The following is a 13,925-nucleotide window of genomic DNA, read 5'->3' on the forward strand; positions in this document are numbered from 1 at the left end:
AGTTTATTGTTATAAGGAGTTAATATGTCAAGTGTTATTATTATTGTTATTATTGTTGGAATTTTGTTAGCACTAGGTTCTGGCTTACTAGGTCTGTTGCGTGGTGGATCTGCCGGTTCCGATAAAATGTTCCGTTCTTTAGTGATACGAGTGGCTTTATCCTTATTCTTATTTGGTGTCCTAATGTTGTCGGGCTATATGGGATGGATTGAGCCTAATGTCGTTGTCATGGATGCCACTATTGCCAAGTGATTGGAAGGATTTTCTCCCTTCCAGGTATTCTAATAGGTGTTGTTATATATGGCCTAATATCACTAGGCTTGTGGCAACTAGATCGTGCCGATGAAAAGCTGGCTATTACCAAGCAAATAGAAATAGCACAAAGCTCTCCAGCTAAGCAAACTTCCACCTCTATTGGCCTGATAAAAAAGGAATATCATAATGTTCTGTTAGCTGGACATTATGAAAAAAACCGCCAATTTATTTATGATAATCAGATAGTCAATGGCAATGCAGGCTACTACATCCTCACGCCTTTTATACTATCTGATCAGCAAGCTATTTTAATAAATCGTGGGTTTGTTCCATGGCATGGAAGACGAGATAGAATTGCTGATATCGAAATAAATCCCCAGCCTAGAGTTATTAAGGTGTCTTTAATTAAGCCGGTAGAACGAATCGAACTAGAGAAGCACGTGAAGCTCCCAGAGTTCCCTTTGCTAATTCAGTCGATTAATATGAGTCAGCTTGAAGCATTATCAGAACTTAGCTTTGTACCAATTATTGGCAGACTTGATAAGATGTCTACAGATGGATTTTTCAGACAATGGAAGCCTTTTTATGGAAGCTCAGACAAGCACCTTGGTTATGCGTTGCAGTGGTTCTTGATGGCGTTTGTTTTATTTATTATCGCTCTTAAGCTCTTAAGAAGAGGCTAGGATGTGGCTGAACATAAGGTCAACCGACTATTTAAATTTAAAAAATTGATTTATATCAAGAAACAATCGCATAATTGACGGTATCATAGCGTCTAGTGTGGAATCGCATTATAATTCCTTGCGATTTGTAAAGAAATTAAGAGTATTAACTAAAGAAAAGAGGACTATTCATGAATTTAGCAGAAAAGTATGATTTAGGCGTCGTCAAGTGGTTTACGATTATGTCGTCCATTTACTTGGTGGTGGGAACATTACTAGGTGTGTACATCGCTTCAGAGCTGGCGTTTCCGTATCTTAACGATTTGGGCACCGACCTTCCATATTTCCAATTTGGTCGTTTAAGACCGTTGCATACAAACGCGGTAGTTTTCGCATTTGGTGGATCGGCATTGATGGCTGCAGCCTTTTATATCGTACAAAGAACTAACCAGGTGCGTTTGTGGTCAAACAAGATGGCTTGGTTTACATTCTGGTCGTGGAATACGGTGATTGTACTTGCTGTTGTGACACTGCCTTTAGGCTTAACTCAGTCTAAAGAATATGCAGAACTTGAATGGCCAATTGATATTTTGATTACGTTGTCATGGGCTTCATATTTATACAACTTTATTATGACTATCCATATTCGTGATAGAAACAAAGTGCCACATGTGTATGTTGCAAACTGGTTCTTCATGGGCATGATGGTAATGGTTACTTACTTACACGTGGTTAACAATCTATCCATTCCAGTGGACTGGTTTAAGTCTTATTCAATTTTCTCTGGTGTTCAAGATGCAATGATTCAGTGGTGGTGGGGGCATAATGCAGTTGGATTCTTCTTAACAGCAGGCTTCTTGGGCATTATGTACTACTTTGTACCTAAGCAAGCAGAGCGTCCAATTTACTCATACCGTTTATCAGTAATTCACTTCTGGGCGTTAATGTTTGGTTATGTATGGTTAGGTGCTCACCATCTACAGTACACGGCGTTACCAGACTGGGCGGGCTCATTGGGTGCAACCATTTCATTGGCAATGATCATTCCATCATGGGGTGGCGCACTAAACGGAATCCTAACACTATCGGGTGCTTGGGATCGTTTACGTGAAGACTACATTTTGCGTTTCTTAATTATGTCATTAGCATTCTACGCAATGAGTACTTTCGAAGGCCCAGTAATGGCAGCGAAGAATGTGAATGCATTGTCTCACTATACTGACTGGACTGTTGGCCATGTGCACTCTGGTGCGCTAGGTTGGAATATTATGGTAGCAGCTGGTGCGTTATATCACATGATTGAAAGAATGTATAACGTCAAGCTAAACCAGAAGCTATTGGCAACACACTTCTGGATTCATACAATTGGCACAGTGACATACATTGTGGCAATGTGGGTATCTGGCATTATGCAAGGTTTGATGTGGAGAGCGTATGATGAGTACGGCACGTTGGCGTACACGTTTGCAGAGTCTGTATCTGCAATGCACCCATATTATGTAATGAGAGCATCAGGCGGTGTCTTGATCTTTATTGGTGCAATTATTATGTTAGTTAACATTGTTAGCACTATTCGCAAGTCAAGTTCAGTGCAAAGCGCTCACGCATAAAGGAGAGAGATAATGTCAAATCATAATAAAAAAGAGAGTTTACAATCAAAGCTTGAAAAGAATATTTTTGCTATGTACTTGTTTATGGCCCTAGCGGTGTCATTAGCAGGTATCGTGCAAATTGTGCCTTTGTTCACCAATCCGGAAGCGGTTAAGGATGAGGTGACACTGGCTGACGGAACAACCCAAAGCTTATTATGGCAAAGAGCTGAAGGCCAGTCATTAGACGATTGGAAGCCTGGTGATGGTGTTCGTCCTAATACCCCATTAGAGGTTGCAGGTCGTGATATCTATCAACGCGAAGGTTGTTTCTTATGCCACTCGCAAATGATTCGTCCATTTAGAGATGAAAATGAGCGTTATGGTCACTTCTCTCTAGCAGTAGAGTCTAAGTATGATCACCCATTCCAGTGGGGCTCTAAAAGAACAGGTCCTGATTTGGCACGTCTAGGTGGTAAGTATTCAGATGAATGGCATATTCTTCACTTGCGTCATCCGCAAGCGCTGGTGCCAGAATCAGTTATGCCTAAGTATAAGTTCTTAGATAAAGCTATGGTAGATGGTGACGAGATCGCCTCTCACATGAAAGGCTTATCTAAAGTAGGTGTGCCGTATACAGAGGCTGATATTGCAAGCGCTGCTAAAGCAGTTGCGGGCAAGACCGAAATGGATGCTATGGTTGCCTATTTGCAATCACTAGGCAATATGATTAAGTTTGAAGACGGTGTTACTTACCGCGAATAATGACTTTAGTCGATAAAATTGGCACTGTTACCGCAGTAATAGTATTTGTTTTATTAGCGATTGCTTATTTTTACTCTTTTAGACCTAAGAATAAGCAACAATTTGAAGACTTACGAAATTTCGTCAATGATGATGACGAACGTTAAGAGGAGAAGAAAATGAGCAAACATGAAAACCCATACCCAGGTGAGAACAATACAGGACACTTTTGGGATGATGAACAAGATTTAAGAGAGTTGAATAATCGCCCACCAAGATGGTATATGCAAGCCATGATGGTTGGTGTTGTGGCTGTTGTCATTTATTCATTCTACTACCCGAGCATCCCTTGGTTTGGTGATCACTACAAAGGGTCAGCGGGCTGGACTCAGATTACTGAAATGAATGAAAGCGTTGCAGAGCTTGAGGCTTATCGTGAAAAGAAATTTGCAGCGACTGAAAAAGCTATTGCAGAGTCCTCTTTAGAAGACATTATTCGCGATGATGAGCTTAGAACTTACGCGGTTAAAACTGCTAAAACCTTATTTGGTGATAATTGTGCAGCTTGTCATGGTGCGGCCGGACAAGGTAATGCCGGATTCCCGATTTTGGCAGATGATGATTGGCTATATGGCGGTTCACTAGCGAAAATTGAGCAGACTATTGCTAATGGCCGTAAAGGTAATATGCCAGCACGTATGCTTGGCATTACCGATGCACAAGCTGACGAACTAGCAACTTTTCTGATTGAAACTGGCAAGGGTGCCCAAGGTAATCCAAATTCTGCTTCAAAAGCGCTTTACATGAGTAAAGGTTGTATTGGTTGTCATGGCCCAACATTGGCGGGCAATCAGATGCTGGGCTCGGCAAACTTAAGTGATAGTATTTATCGCTTTAAAGCAGAAGATCAGCATGCCTCAGTTGTTCGCACTATTATTCACGGTGTTAATCAAGGGCATGATCCTCAAACACAAGATGCAGTGATGCCAGCATTTGGACACTCTAGCGTGATTGACGCAGTACAGCTTAAAAAACTGGTTGTATATGTACACCAGTTAGGTGGTGGTGTTCCTGTCGCACCGGCACCTAAAAAGGCTAGCGTGTCAAAAGATCCAAAATACACACCCGTAGCAGCAAAGAGCGATTCTTTTGCTGATGTGGTTGTGGCGGCTGAAGCTAACTATAAGAAAAACTTAGCTCAAAATGCGGCTTGGAGAGATACAGGAAAGATGATTAAAGAAGCTAAAAAAAGCAAGAATGTGGCGTTGGCAAAAAAAGCCAATGCACAAGCAGTGAATGCACTAAGACAAGCGTCTGTTGCGTTAACGGCGGGTCCAACCTTCTAAAGCAAATTTAGCGTTTTATAAATGCCTCGTTATGAGGCATTTTTTTTGTTAAATTAAAAGCTAAAATTCATCGATTTTTATTAAATAATACTAATAATAATTTGGTATAATTTGCGCTATTGCCGAAGTAGCACAGTTGGTAGTGCAACTGATTTGTAATCAGTAGGTCGCCAGTTCGAGTCCGGCCTTCGGCACCATATCTAAAACCCATAGTCTTGACTATGGGTTTTTTTCGTTTTGGATCTTAATTATTGGCTATATATTAAGTTATTAACTTAATTTAGAATAATTATTTCAATCTCTTGATCTGCGTCAATTTTTTTATTGGAGCACTTATATAAACTTGACACTGGAACTCGGGTAATAACCATAATACATTTATGGCTATTATCTATTGACCATATTTGTTTAATAAAAAGGAGGCTAGTATGTCACAAGCATTTACAAAGTCCATGGCCCGTAATATCTTTTACGGTGGATCCATGTTCTTTTTCTTATTGCTTTTGGTGTTAACGTTCGATACGGTGGAGTCATTGCCAAAAACGGACAACAGGGAAAATTTGACTGAACAAGTCGCTAAAGGAAAGCATGTTTGGGAAAACAATAACTGTATTGGTTGTCACACCCTAATGGGTGAAGGCGCTTACTTTGCACCAGAGCTTGGTAATGTTTATAAGCGCATGGGAAACAGCAAAGAAGCAATTATTGCATTTATCAAGTATAGGCCAAAGAACGGCATACCTGGAAGACGCAGCATGCCACAATTTAACTTAACAGATGATGAGCTTGATGCAGTTGCAGAATTCTTGAAATACGTTTCAGAAATTAACAACCAAAATTGGCCACCTAACATACAAGGATAAGGAGATTTAATATGAAATATACTTCTCAAATGGTTGCAAAGCCATACTTCATTGCCGCAATTGCACTGTTCGTAGGGCAGATTTTGTTTGGCGTTATTATGGGCATGCAGTATGTCGTTGGTGACTTCCTTTTTCCGGAAATCCCTTTTAATGTAGCACGTATGGTGCATACCAATCTTCTGATTGTATGGTTACTATTCGGCTTTATGGGCGCCGCTTACTATATGGTGCCTGACGAAGCTGAAACAGAATTACACAGTCCGCTATTGGCTAAAGTGATGTTTTGGATTTTCTTAGCAGCTGGCGTTGTAACAATTTTAGGATACCTATTGGTACCTTATGCAACTCTTGCAGAGATCACCATGAACGACCTTCTGCCAACAATGGGACGTGAGTTCCTAGAGCAGCCTACCATTATTAAAATTGGTATTGTGGTTGTTGCCTTGGCATTCTTGTTTAATATTGGTATGACAATTCTCAAGGGTAGAAAGACGGTGATCAATCTAGTACTAATGATTGGATTGGTAGGCCTGGCAGTGTTCTTCCTTTTTGCTTTTTATAATCCTGACAACATCGTGCTTGATAAAATGTTCTGGTGGTTTGTTGTTCACTTGTGGGTTGAAGGTGTTTGGGAGCTTATCCTAGGTTCGTTGTTGGCTTACGTGCTAATTAAGACAACAGGCGTAGATCGTGAAGTTATCGAGAAATGGCTGTATGTAATTATTGCCATGGCGTTAATTACTGGGCTAATCGGCACAGGACACCACTTCTTCTGGATCGGTACACCGGGCTACTGGCAGTGGTGGGGTTCAATCTTCTCAGCACTAGAGCCTATTCCATTCTTCATGATGACAATTTTCGCTTTCAATATGGTGAACAAGCGTCGTCGTCAGCATCCTAATAAGGCTGCTGTATTATGGGCATTAGGTTGTTCTGTAATGGCATTCTTAGGTGCCGGTGTTTGGGGCTTTATGCACACGCTATCATTTGTGAATTACTATACACACGGTTCTCAAATTACCGCAGCACACGGACACATGGCGTTTTATGGTGCTTACGTGATGATTGTATTAGCAATTATCTCATACGCTATGCCGATGCTTAATGGTCGTAAGGCTGCTAATAGCATGAAGGCACAAATAGTAGAGATGTGGTCTTTCTGGTTAATGACCATCTCTATGGTGTTTATTACTTTATTCTTAACGGCTGCCGGTATTTTGCAGGTTTATTTACAAAGAATGAATGGAGACGCGTCACTGCCATTTATGGTGGTTCAGGATAAGATTGAGATCTTCTACTGGATGCGTGAAGGCGCAGGCATCATATTCTTAATTGGATTGATTGTTTATATAGCAAGCTTCTTTGTTGGCAGAGACCAGCCTGAAGCAGAAATGCCTAAATAAACTTTTTAATTAGGATAAGAGGCCGTCTGTTTAACCTCAGACGGCCTTTTTTTTGAATGAATATAAGTACAACAATGACTAAAGTAACAAGATATCCGCCCGGTGAGATTATCATTTGGCTGTTTATTATGGCCGAGCTACTAGTGTTTGGTTTATTTTTTGCAGCCTATGCAATAACCCGTATTGATAATATTGAACTGTTTGAGTTGTATCAGCAAAATCTAGATACAACAGCAGCACTATACAATACGATAGCGCTATTGAGCAGCAGTTATTTTGTGATTAGATCAGTTATAGCCATCAAGGCAGATGAGCAAAAAAATGCTTATCGATGGATGATTTTGGCGGTTGTTGCAGGCCTGGTGTTCATTGTGATTAAAACTGGTGAGTTCTCTCACCATATTGATAATGACATCACCTTAAGTACTAATACGTTTTATATGTTTTATTTATCATTGGCATTTTTTCATTATTTGCACGTGATTTTAGGCTTGGTTATTTTGAGCGTATTAGCATACAATCTGAACAAAGGCACTTACTCTTCTAAGAATTGCAGTAGTGTGGAAACGGGTGCAAGTTATTGGCACATGGTTGATCTAGTTTGGCTAATCTTATTTCCTTTAGTGTATGTAATGTAATGAATATAAAAAAACAATCAACAATCGTAGAGACAGTGGTTTTTTTGCTATTGATAATGCTAACCTTGGTGACTTATCAGGTTGGAAAAATGGGGTTATCTGGCGTTAACATATCCTTAGGCGTGTTTGCTATTGCTCTTTTTAAGGGCGCGCTAATTAGCGAGCATTTTATGCAACTAAAACATGCTAGCGGCCTTTGGCGCTGGATGATTTTAATTTGGCTTATACTGTTAGGTATTGTTATTTACCTAGCGTTCACAGCATAGAGAAAATATTATGAATAAACAAAAACAAGACAAAATTCCTTTTTACAAGCCGCAAGGCAATGAAGTAGAGCTGTTTGAACACGCTTATAACAATCAGCTGCCACTGCTGATTAAGGGTCCAACAGGTTGCGGAAAAACTCGATTTATTCGCCACATGGCCGCCAAGCTAGATCGCCCACTTTATACAGTTGCTTGTCATGATGACTTAACCGCAGCTGATTTAGTGGGCAGACACTTAATTAACGACAAAGGTACTTATTGGTGTGATGGCCCATTAACAAAAGCAGTGAGAGAAGGTGCAATTTGCTATTTGGATGAAGTGGTTGAAGCGCGCAAAGACACAACGGTTGTACTGCACCCCTTAACAGATGACAGGCGTATCTTGCCAATTGAGCGCACCGGTGAGACACTCAGTGCGCCTGAAGAGTTCATGCTGGTTACCTCTTACAATCCAGGCTATCAAAACTTGCTCAAAGGCATGAAACCCAGTACAAGACAGCGTTTTGTTGCTATGAGTTTTGATTTTCCAGATGTGCAAACAGAGATTTTTGTACTCTTGGCAGAAACCGATATCGACAAAGCCACGGCAGAAAAACTGGTTGGCTTGGCTACTTCTATGCGCGCACTTAAGGATCATGATCTTGAAGAGGCTGCCTCTACTCGACTGTTGATCTATACGGCTACCTTAATTGCCAGCGGCATGCCAATATTGGAAGCCTGTAGAGCAGCGTTGGTTGAGCCGTTAACTGATGACCAGGAAACCATCGACGCTTTAATGGAAGTTGTTAATGCCACACTCGGATAATAAAAGCACCGCTTTAGCAATTCGCTTTGAGGTGCTATATTTGCTTAACTTATTGCTATTGCCCGGCATTGCTTTTTTAATACTCGCCTGGTTTTATCTTAAATATAAAAATCATTCGTCTAGTTTGGTTAGATCACACTTGCAGCAAACTTTCTTTACCAGTCTAATTGGTGGTGCGCTTATTGTTCTAGTTATTGCCTTGCTATTTGTATTTGGCGGTTTTTCTAGCTCTTATATATGGATGTGGATTATTTTGTATTTCACTTTGGCGCACTCAACGCTAGTGGTATTTGGCGCCCTGGGATTAGCAAAGGCCATGTCATCGCAATCATGGCGTTATCCAATCATTGGCTTGCCTTTGCCCAAGGATAATTAAATGGAAGAACGGGTTGGTGAAATTTGGCATAACTTTATTACGCGTATGGCGGATAAAAATTATCCGGATGCTGAGGTTGAGCTGGTTAATATTAAAAAAACCATTGGCATTTTCTTTCGCGCCTTGGGTGGAGATGGCTCGCTCAGCGTGGCACAAACAGATGAAAGTGAATACACCTCAGAGCGTAGTTTTTTAAAACGTATTGCTCGTAGTAGTGAGAAATACGAGTTTGCTTGGATAGATGAAAACTCACTGCGCCTTCCTAAGGTGATTGATTATTTCCCAACCAAAGCGCTTAATAAAGATTTATATCTTTGGTTGGCGGCACTCGCCTCAATTTCTAAACAATCCGATAGCTGGATAGTGGACAACCAACAACGCACTAAGCTTGCACTAGGTGCATTTCCTGGCTTGAACAGGCTATATCAAAGACTATTAGATGCTCATTTAAAGCAACGCCCAGCGCTTGATAAAATATCCAAAGCTGAGCAAAAAACAGAAAATATGATTTTGCAGGCGCTCAAAGATCCTGGCAGTATTACTACCTTACCTAATAGCAAGTACATGCCTAGGCCGGTGACACTTTGGTTGCACCCCAATCCACCCAATGCCGAGCAACAAGGTGATCAGCCAAATTTAGAAGACAGCGATAACCAGAGAACGGATAAGCAAAAAGACGCCACTGATATCGGCAAAAAACAGGCCAAACGTGTGGACAGTCCAGACGAGGTTCGAGGTCTAATCACTGTGCGCATGGAAAACCTGTTTACTTGGGGTGAGTTTGCCAATATGGACAGATCCACCGATGATGACGAAGACCCTGAAAACGCTAAAGATGTTGCTAAAGATTTAGATGAGTTGGCCATTGCCAGAAATCAGCGCGCCTCTAAAGTGCAAATGAAATTTGATCTTGATTTGCCTTCAGAAGCCATGGATGATGAAGTGCTGGAAGAGGGTATTCTATTACCAGAATGGGATTGGAAAAAACAAGCCCTAATTCAAGACAAGTGTCACGTAGTGAGTATGGTGTCGACCCAACAGCAAGACACAAGCCTGCCAGATCATTTAAAGGCTACTGCTAAAAATTTACGTAACCAATTTCAAGCTATTACACCAGCACGTACTTGGCATTACGCACAAAGCGATGGCCAAGAAGTAGACTTGGATGCTTATTTGAAATTTAAGTCAGATTTGATGGCTGGCCAACATGATGGAAAGTCAAATCTGTATAAAGAGCTGAGCAGTGGCGCTAGAGATTTGTCTTGTTTGTTGTTGGCCGATTTATCCTTGTCCACGGACACTTGGGTTAATAACGAATCTCGCGTGATTGATGTAATTCAAGACAGCCTGTATTTATTTGCTGAAAGTTTAAATGCCACGGGAGATCGATTTGGCATGTACGGGTTTTCGTCTAGGAAAACCAATCCGATTCGCATCCACACGTTAAAATCTTTTGATGAGAAATATAATGGAAAAATTAGATCACGCATTGCTGAAATTAAGCCAGGCTATTACACGCGCATGGGTGCAGGTATTCGCCACGCGGCCAATCTTTTAAAGGATCAAGTCGCCACTCAGCAGTTGCTATTAATCTTAACAGATGGCAAGCCAAACGACTTGGACATGTATGAAGGTCGCTACGGCATTGAGGATACCAAACAAGCCATTTTGACAGCGCGCACGATGGGGCTTAAAGTATTTTGTGTTACCATTGACGAGAAAGGTAATGATTATTTGCCAAATTTATTCGGCACGAATGGCTATGCACTGGTGAGAAAAGTAACAGACCTGCCTAAAACACTGCCCATGTTATATGCACGATTAACGCTCTAGATTGATACGCACAGGGATCTTGCCTGCGTTTTTAAAATGAAGCACAATATCTATTGTTTTAAGCTCGTGAACTGGCTGCTTCAGCCCCATAAACATAACATGATAAGACATTGGCTTTAAGATAAGCGTCTCTTTAGCGGTAAACGCTCTATTAGGCCGGTGAACCATTTTTGCAAACCCGTCTATGATTTGTGTTTCGTGTAGTTCGGTCCTTTTTGCAATCGTACTTGAGATGCTTAAAAGTATGTCATCAGTGTCTGCAAGATTAGTAATCTCACCATAAGCAGCAGTTGATCTAGCATTGCTAGCACCCTGTTTCATTCTAAATTTATCCGTTTTGATCGGTACATTCATCAGGGATAAAATATGAGCACTAAATTCCGCCTTAGGTGTTCCAGTGTAGCCAATATGACGAACCTCTCCATCTTGGTCAATTAGATATAAGGTGACACTGTGGTTGTATAGGCGCACCTTTGACTTGTCAGTTGTCTGTTTTTGTACCACTCTGCGGATATTTTCAACATCTACATTGCCACCAATTTGAGTGTAGCGCGCTTTAAATAGCTGAACAATATTGTCAATTTGAGCTCTTGTGCCTGTAATACCAACAAATTTTTGATTAAAGTGTGAAATGAAATTTTTTAGATGTGCAGGAGTGTCATATTCAGGATCAACAGTAACAAACATAATTTGTAATTGCTTTTGAGCATAGTCTGGAAGTTGTTCGTATAGTTGTTTTAAATAGCCTAAAGTAAAGGGGCAAATATCCGCACAATTAGTATAGCCAAATCCGAGTATAACCACCTTGCCCTTGTAATCATTCATCTGCATTGGATTATTATGCATGTCCACAGCAGAAAAATTACCGCCGACGCCACTCAGAACAGGCAGCTCACTACTGGCGTTAGAGAGGTTAAAAATGCCGATATTTAAGCACAATAGAAGCAAGATTTTTTTTAGCATAGTATTTTCTCCCAGGGGGCAATATCTGGCAGCAGATGTTGCTCGTTAATATTAATTATTTTATAAATTCCTTGTTCGGTGGGCTCAATATTAATTGTTTGTTTTATTTTCGCAATGCGCCATTTGTGATTACTAGAAATACCTTTCCAGTCAATAATGAGCGTAATCTGCAAGACATTTTTAGCAGTTTTTTTAACATCAATACTACGGAGTAAATGCCCGCCCTGGCCCAGCCATTTTCTGCGTTTTTTTAAGGATTTTTGAACATCTCCAAAGAAAATATTATTCCCAATGGTGAGATGGTATGTGGCGTAAGAATGGGGGAATTCGGAAGGATTTATCGGGTGAAGATTATCTAGTAATAAAAGCCATGCGTAGGCAAATTGTCGATTAAGATAATACAGCTGATTGAATTCAACAGCTATATTGCCCGACTTAAGTGGATGCTGATAGAGCCTATTAATATCAACAATATCAGAAGTTTTGGTTAAATTAAAAACAAAGGATTCTTTGATTTTCTCAAACTTAGTAATTTGATCCTCCAAATAACCAAGCTGAATAGTAACCGTGAAAGTTGTTTGGTTTGGTGGCCCTGAGTCGGTTTCTAGTTGTGCTTTGATAATTTGAATGGTATTGATATTTTGCGGATATTTATCAGAAGATTGAGAGCTAAACAAGGCGGCGTAATGCCCCATCACCTGAGTGGCAACTTGATTAAGTGTTTGAGCATACTGTTTGGCTTGCTGAGCCTTTAGCTGGGTCGGATTGTATTCCACAAGAGCATTAACGCTTGTGGAATACAATCCAAGCAGACACAACACTAAATACAGATGTTTTAGTATTAATATATTGTGCACTAGCTTGGATTGCATCATGACTCTAATGTGGCGCTTGTATCTGTTCCATTAGGTCATTGTTCCATTCGCCTTCGACTGACACATGAGCTGCAGCACCTAGAGAAATCGCCTCAATTAGGTTGTGATTTACATAAGCATACAGTCCAGGTTGTCTGAAGGTATAAGTCATAGCAGCAGCTTCACCGGCAAACACTGGCCAAGTTTCACGATTGGTCATTGGTACGTCATCAAACGATCCGCCGTGCCAGAACAAGTCAGCATGTCCACCAATTAAATGAACACGAGAATCACGATTCGCTTGAGAGTGGATAAATAACACCGTATCACCAACATTTGCTTTCATGGCGTTATCACCCGTTAAGGCGCCAACTTTACCATTGAAAGTAAGGTGAGTAGGGATTAGCCCACGCATAACTTTCATTGTGTCACCCATGGCAAAGATTGGAGAGTCGTAGCGCTTATATTTGCCATTATCATCCTTGGCAACGTACCAGTCCTGTTCGCCAATGTAGTAACCTTTGTCATAGGTAACTACATTGCCCTTTTCATCTTTAAGTCCATCACGAGGTAGAACCATAATCGCACCATTCATACCAGAAACCACATGATATGGGATCATCGTACCGCCCGGTGCACAGTGATAAACAAAGGTGCCTGTTCTGTCTGCTTTAAATCGCAGTACAACAGTTTGTCCTGGTGCGACATGGGTGAGTGCACCTGCTCCTAGTGCGCCAGTTGATGCGTGAAAGTCAATATTGTGAACCATCTCATTTGTTTTTGGATTTTTAAGAGTTAGCTCTATATAATCGCCTTCATGAACAACAATCATTGGGCCGGGGTTAGAGCCATTAAATGTTAAAGCTTGATAGAAGACACCTGGTGCAATTTCCATTTCTTTCTCAACAACAATTAGCTCAACCTCAACAATTTTGGGACCACCAACAGCAACCTGATTGTGTTTGGGTAGAAAAGGTGGTGCCACCAATTTTTGTGTAACACGGGGCAGGCTGTCAATCTTGGCACTAACACCAATATTAAAACCCTTGAGGCCACCACCTTCTGATTCCGCAGCTTGACCAGCTAAAGCTGACCCACTACCAACAAGCGCAGCAACTGCGAACGCCTGTAGCAATTTATTTTTTATTATATTTATCATTTTAGTTATCCTTGTTTTTTTAAAAAAATTACATGAACGATCTGTAAGATTGCAGATAAATGACACCCTCCTTTTGTATCTATATACCGTTATGACACCTATTTAAGGTGAAATAATATCATCAAGCATTGATATAGATCAATAAGAGGAAAAATATTATTTTTAGCTG

The 13,925-nt window shown here is 40.7% G+C and carries 15 protein-coding genes and 1 tRNA gene; 13 read left to right on the forward strand and 3 right to left on the reverse strand.

The genetic code is table 11. The annotated features are described in order from the left end of the window. Nucleotides 1-24 precede the first annotated feature (24 nt). The 13 genes from ABNR88_RS01355 to ABNR88_RS01415 all read left to right on the forward strand — a co-directional run bounded on the left by ABNR88_RS01355 (nucleotide 25) and on the right by ABNR88_RS01415 (nucleotide 10,780). Nucleotides 25-252, forward strand: coding sequence for a DUF2909 family protein (locus tag ABNR88_RS01355; protein WP_291925615.1), 228 nt, complete (start codon nucleotides 25-27; stop codon nucleotides 250-252). Continuing rightward, a complete protein-coding gene (locus tag ABNR88_RS01360) occupies nucleotides 249-938 on the forward strand; it encodes an SURF1 family protein (RefSeq protein ID WP_291925617.1) in 690 nt (229 codons plus the stop codon). Before ABNR88_RS01355 ends, ABNR88_RS01360 begins: the two co-directional genes overlap by 4 nt. Before the next feature lie 170 nt (nucleotides 939-1,108). Then, nucleotides 1,109-2,527, forward strand: a complete 1,419-nt coding sequence (ccoN, locus tag ABNR88_RS01365; protein ID WP_291925619.1) for a cytochrome-c oxidase, cbb3-type subunit I — start codon at nucleotides 1,109-1,111, stop codon at nucleotides 2,525-2,527. Nucleotides 2,528-2,539: 12 nt separating this feature from the next. Beyond that, nucleotides 2,540-3,271 carry a cytochrome-c oxidase, cbb3-type subunit II gene (ccoO, locus tag ABNR88_RS01370; RefSeq protein ID WP_291925621.1) on the forward strand — a complete coding sequence of 244 codons (732 nt, stop codon included), beginning with the start codon at nucleotides 2,540-2,542 and terminating at the stop codon, nucleotides 3,269-3,271. 158 nt (nucleotides 3,272-3,429) lie between these two features. Further along, on the forward strand, nucleotides 3,430-4,596 hold the full coding sequence (gene ccoP / locus ABNR88_RS01375) for a cytochrome-c oxidase, cbb3-type subunit III (protein WP_291925625.1): 1,167 nt from the start codon (nucleotides 3,430-3,432) through the stop codon (nucleotides 4,594-4,596). A gap of 121 nt (nucleotides 4,597-4,717) precedes the next feature. Then, nucleotides 4,718-4,793 (forward strand) — tRNA-Thr (locus ABNR88_RS01380). A 231-nt stretch (nucleotides 4,794-5,024) separates the two neighbouring features. Beyond that, complete coding sequence (locus tag ABNR88_RS01385) at nucleotides 5,025-5,459, forward strand: cytochrome c (RefSeq protein WP_291925628.1); 435 nt, start codon at nucleotides 5,025-5,027, stop codon at nucleotides 5,457-5,459. 11 nt (nucleotides 5,460-5,470) lie between these two features. Then, on the forward strand, nucleotides 5,471-6,862 hold the full coding sequence (locus ABNR88_RS01390; protein ID WP_291925631.1) for a cbb3-type cytochrome c oxidase subunit I: 1,392 nt from the start codon (nucleotides 5,471-5,473) through the stop codon (nucleotides 6,860-6,862). A 74-nt stretch (nucleotides 6,863-6,936) separates the two neighbouring features. Further along, the gene (locus tag ABNR88_RS01395; protein WP_348669831.1) at nucleotides 6,937-7,500 is read left to right on the forward strand and encodes a cytochrome c oxidase subunit 3 family protein; all 564 of its coding nucleotides are present in this window, start codon (nucleotides 6,937-6,939) and stop codon (nucleotides 7,498-7,500) included. Next, nucleotides 7,500-7,766: a cytochrome C oxidase subunit IV family protein gene (locus ABNR88_RS01400; protein ID WP_348669833.1), complete on the forward strand. Its 267-nt coding sequence runs from the start codon at nucleotides 7,500-7,502 to the stop codon at nucleotides 7,764-7,766. The genes ABNR88_RS01395 and ABNR88_RS01400 overlap by 1 nt, the downstream gene beginning before the upstream one ends. Before the next feature lie 10 nt (nucleotides 7,767-7,776). Beyond that, nucleotides 7,777-8,571: a CbbQ/NirQ/NorQ/GpvN family protein gene (locus tag ABNR88_RS01405; protein ID WP_291925636.1), complete on the forward strand. Its 795-nt coding sequence runs from the start codon at nucleotides 7,777-7,779 to the stop codon at nucleotides 8,569-8,571. After that, nucleotides 8,555-8,947 carry a hypothetical protein gene (locus tag ABNR88_RS01410; protein WP_291925639.1) on the forward strand — a complete coding sequence of 131 codons (393 nt, stop codon included), beginning with the start codon at nucleotides 8,555-8,557 and terminating at the stop codon, nucleotides 8,945-8,947. Before ABNR88_RS01405 ends, ABNR88_RS01410 begins: the two co-directional genes overlap by 17 nt. Then, the gene (locus ABNR88_RS01415; RefSeq protein WP_291925642.1) at nucleotides 8,948-10,780 is read left to right on the forward strand and encodes a VWA domain-containing protein; all 1,833 of its coding nucleotides are present in this window, start codon (nucleotides 8,948-8,950) and stop codon (nucleotides 10,778-10,780) included. Here the strand turns inward: ABNR88_RS01415 and ABNR88_RS01420 are convergent. From ABNR88_RS01420 to nirK, 3 genes are all read right to left on the reverse strand, one after another. Further along, nucleotides 10,769-11,743 carry an SCO family protein gene (locus ABNR88_RS01420; RefSeq protein WP_348669835.1) on the reverse strand — a complete coding sequence of 325 codons (975 nt, stop codon included), beginning with the start codon at nucleotides 11,741-11,743 and terminating at the stop codon, nucleotides 10,769-10,771. The genes ABNR88_RS01415 and ABNR88_RS01420 overlap by 12 nt on opposite strands. Further along, nucleotides 11,737-12,519, reverse strand: a complete 783-nt coding sequence (locus tag ABNR88_RS01425) for a hypothetical protein (protein WP_348669836.1) — start codon at nucleotides 12,517-12,519, stop codon at nucleotides 11,737-11,739. Before ABNR88_RS01425 ends, ABNR88_RS01420 begins: the two co-directional genes overlap by 7 nt. A 103-nt stretch (nucleotides 12,520-12,622) precedes the next feature. Beyond that, nucleotides 12,623-13,756 (reverse strand): copper-containing nitrite reductase, encoded by a 1,134-nt coding sequence (gene nirK / locus ABNR88_RS01430; RefSeq protein ID WP_291925650.1) that lies wholly within the window; start codon nucleotides 13,754-13,756, stop codon nucleotides 12,623-12,625. Nucleotides 13,757-13,925: the final 169 nt, after the last annotated feature.

Origin of the sequence: uncultured Candidatus Thioglobus sp., assembly GCF_963981275.1 — a bacterium.
Classification (GTDB): domain Bacteria; phylum Pseudomonadota; class Gammaproteobacteria; order PS1; family Pseudothioglobaceae; genus Thioglobus_A.

What these genes read in the sequence shown, in the direction of transcription:
- ABNR88_RS01355 (WP_291925615.1), top strand. Translation starts at nt 25, where the DNA reads ATGTCAAGTGTTATTATTATTGTTATTATTGTTGGAATTTTGTTAGCA.
- ccoN (WP_291925619.1), top strand. Translation starts at nt 1,109, where the DNA reads ATGAATTTAGCAGAAAAGTATGATTTAGGCGTCGTCAAGTGGTTTACG.
- ccoO (WP_291925621.1), top strand. Translation starts at nt 2,540, where the DNA reads ATGTCAAATCATAATAAAAAAGAGAGTTTACAATCAAAGCTTGAAAAG.
- ccoP (WP_291925625.1), top strand. Translation starts at nt 3,430, where the DNA reads ATGAGCAAACATGAAAACCCATACCCAGGTGAGAACAATACAGGACAC.
- ABNR88_RS01385 (WP_291925628.1), top strand. Translation starts at nt 5,025, where the DNA reads ATGTCACAAGCATTTACAAAGTCCATGGCCCGTAATATCTTTTACGGT.
- ABNR88_RS01390 (WP_291925631.1), top strand. Translation starts at nt 5,471, where the DNA reads ATGAAATATACTTCTCAAATGGTTGCAAAGCCATACTTCATTGCCGCA.
- ABNR88_RS01395 (WP_348669831.1), top strand. Translation starts at nt 6,937, where the DNA reads ATGACTAAAGTAACAAGATATCCGCCCGGTGAGATTATCATTTGGCTG.
- ABNR88_RS01400 (WP_348669833.1), top strand. Translation starts at nt 7,500, where the DNA reads ATGAATATAAAAAAACAATCAACAATCGTAGAGACAGTGGTTTTTTTG.
- ABNR88_RS01405 (WP_291925636.1), top strand. Translation starts at nt 7,777, where the DNA reads ATGAATAAACAAAAACAAGACAAAATTCCTTTTTACAAGCCGCAAGGC.
- ABNR88_RS01410 (WP_291925639.1), top strand. Translation starts at nt 8,555, where the DNA reads ATGCCACACTCGGATAATAAAAGCACCGCTTTAGCAATTCGCTTTGAG.
- ABNR88_RS01415 (WP_291925642.1), top strand. Translation starts at nt 8,948, where the DNA reads ATGGAAGAACGGGTTGGTGAAATTTGGCATAACTTTATTACGCGTATG.
- ABNR88_RS01420 (WP_348669835.1), bottom strand. Translation starts at nt 11,743, where the DNA reads ATGCTAAAAAAAATCTTGCTTCTATTGTGCTTAAATATCGGCATTTTT.
- nirK (WP_291925650.1), bottom strand. Translation starts at nt 13,756, where the DNA reads ATGATAAATATAATAAAAAATAAATTGCTACAGGCGTTCGCAGTTGCT.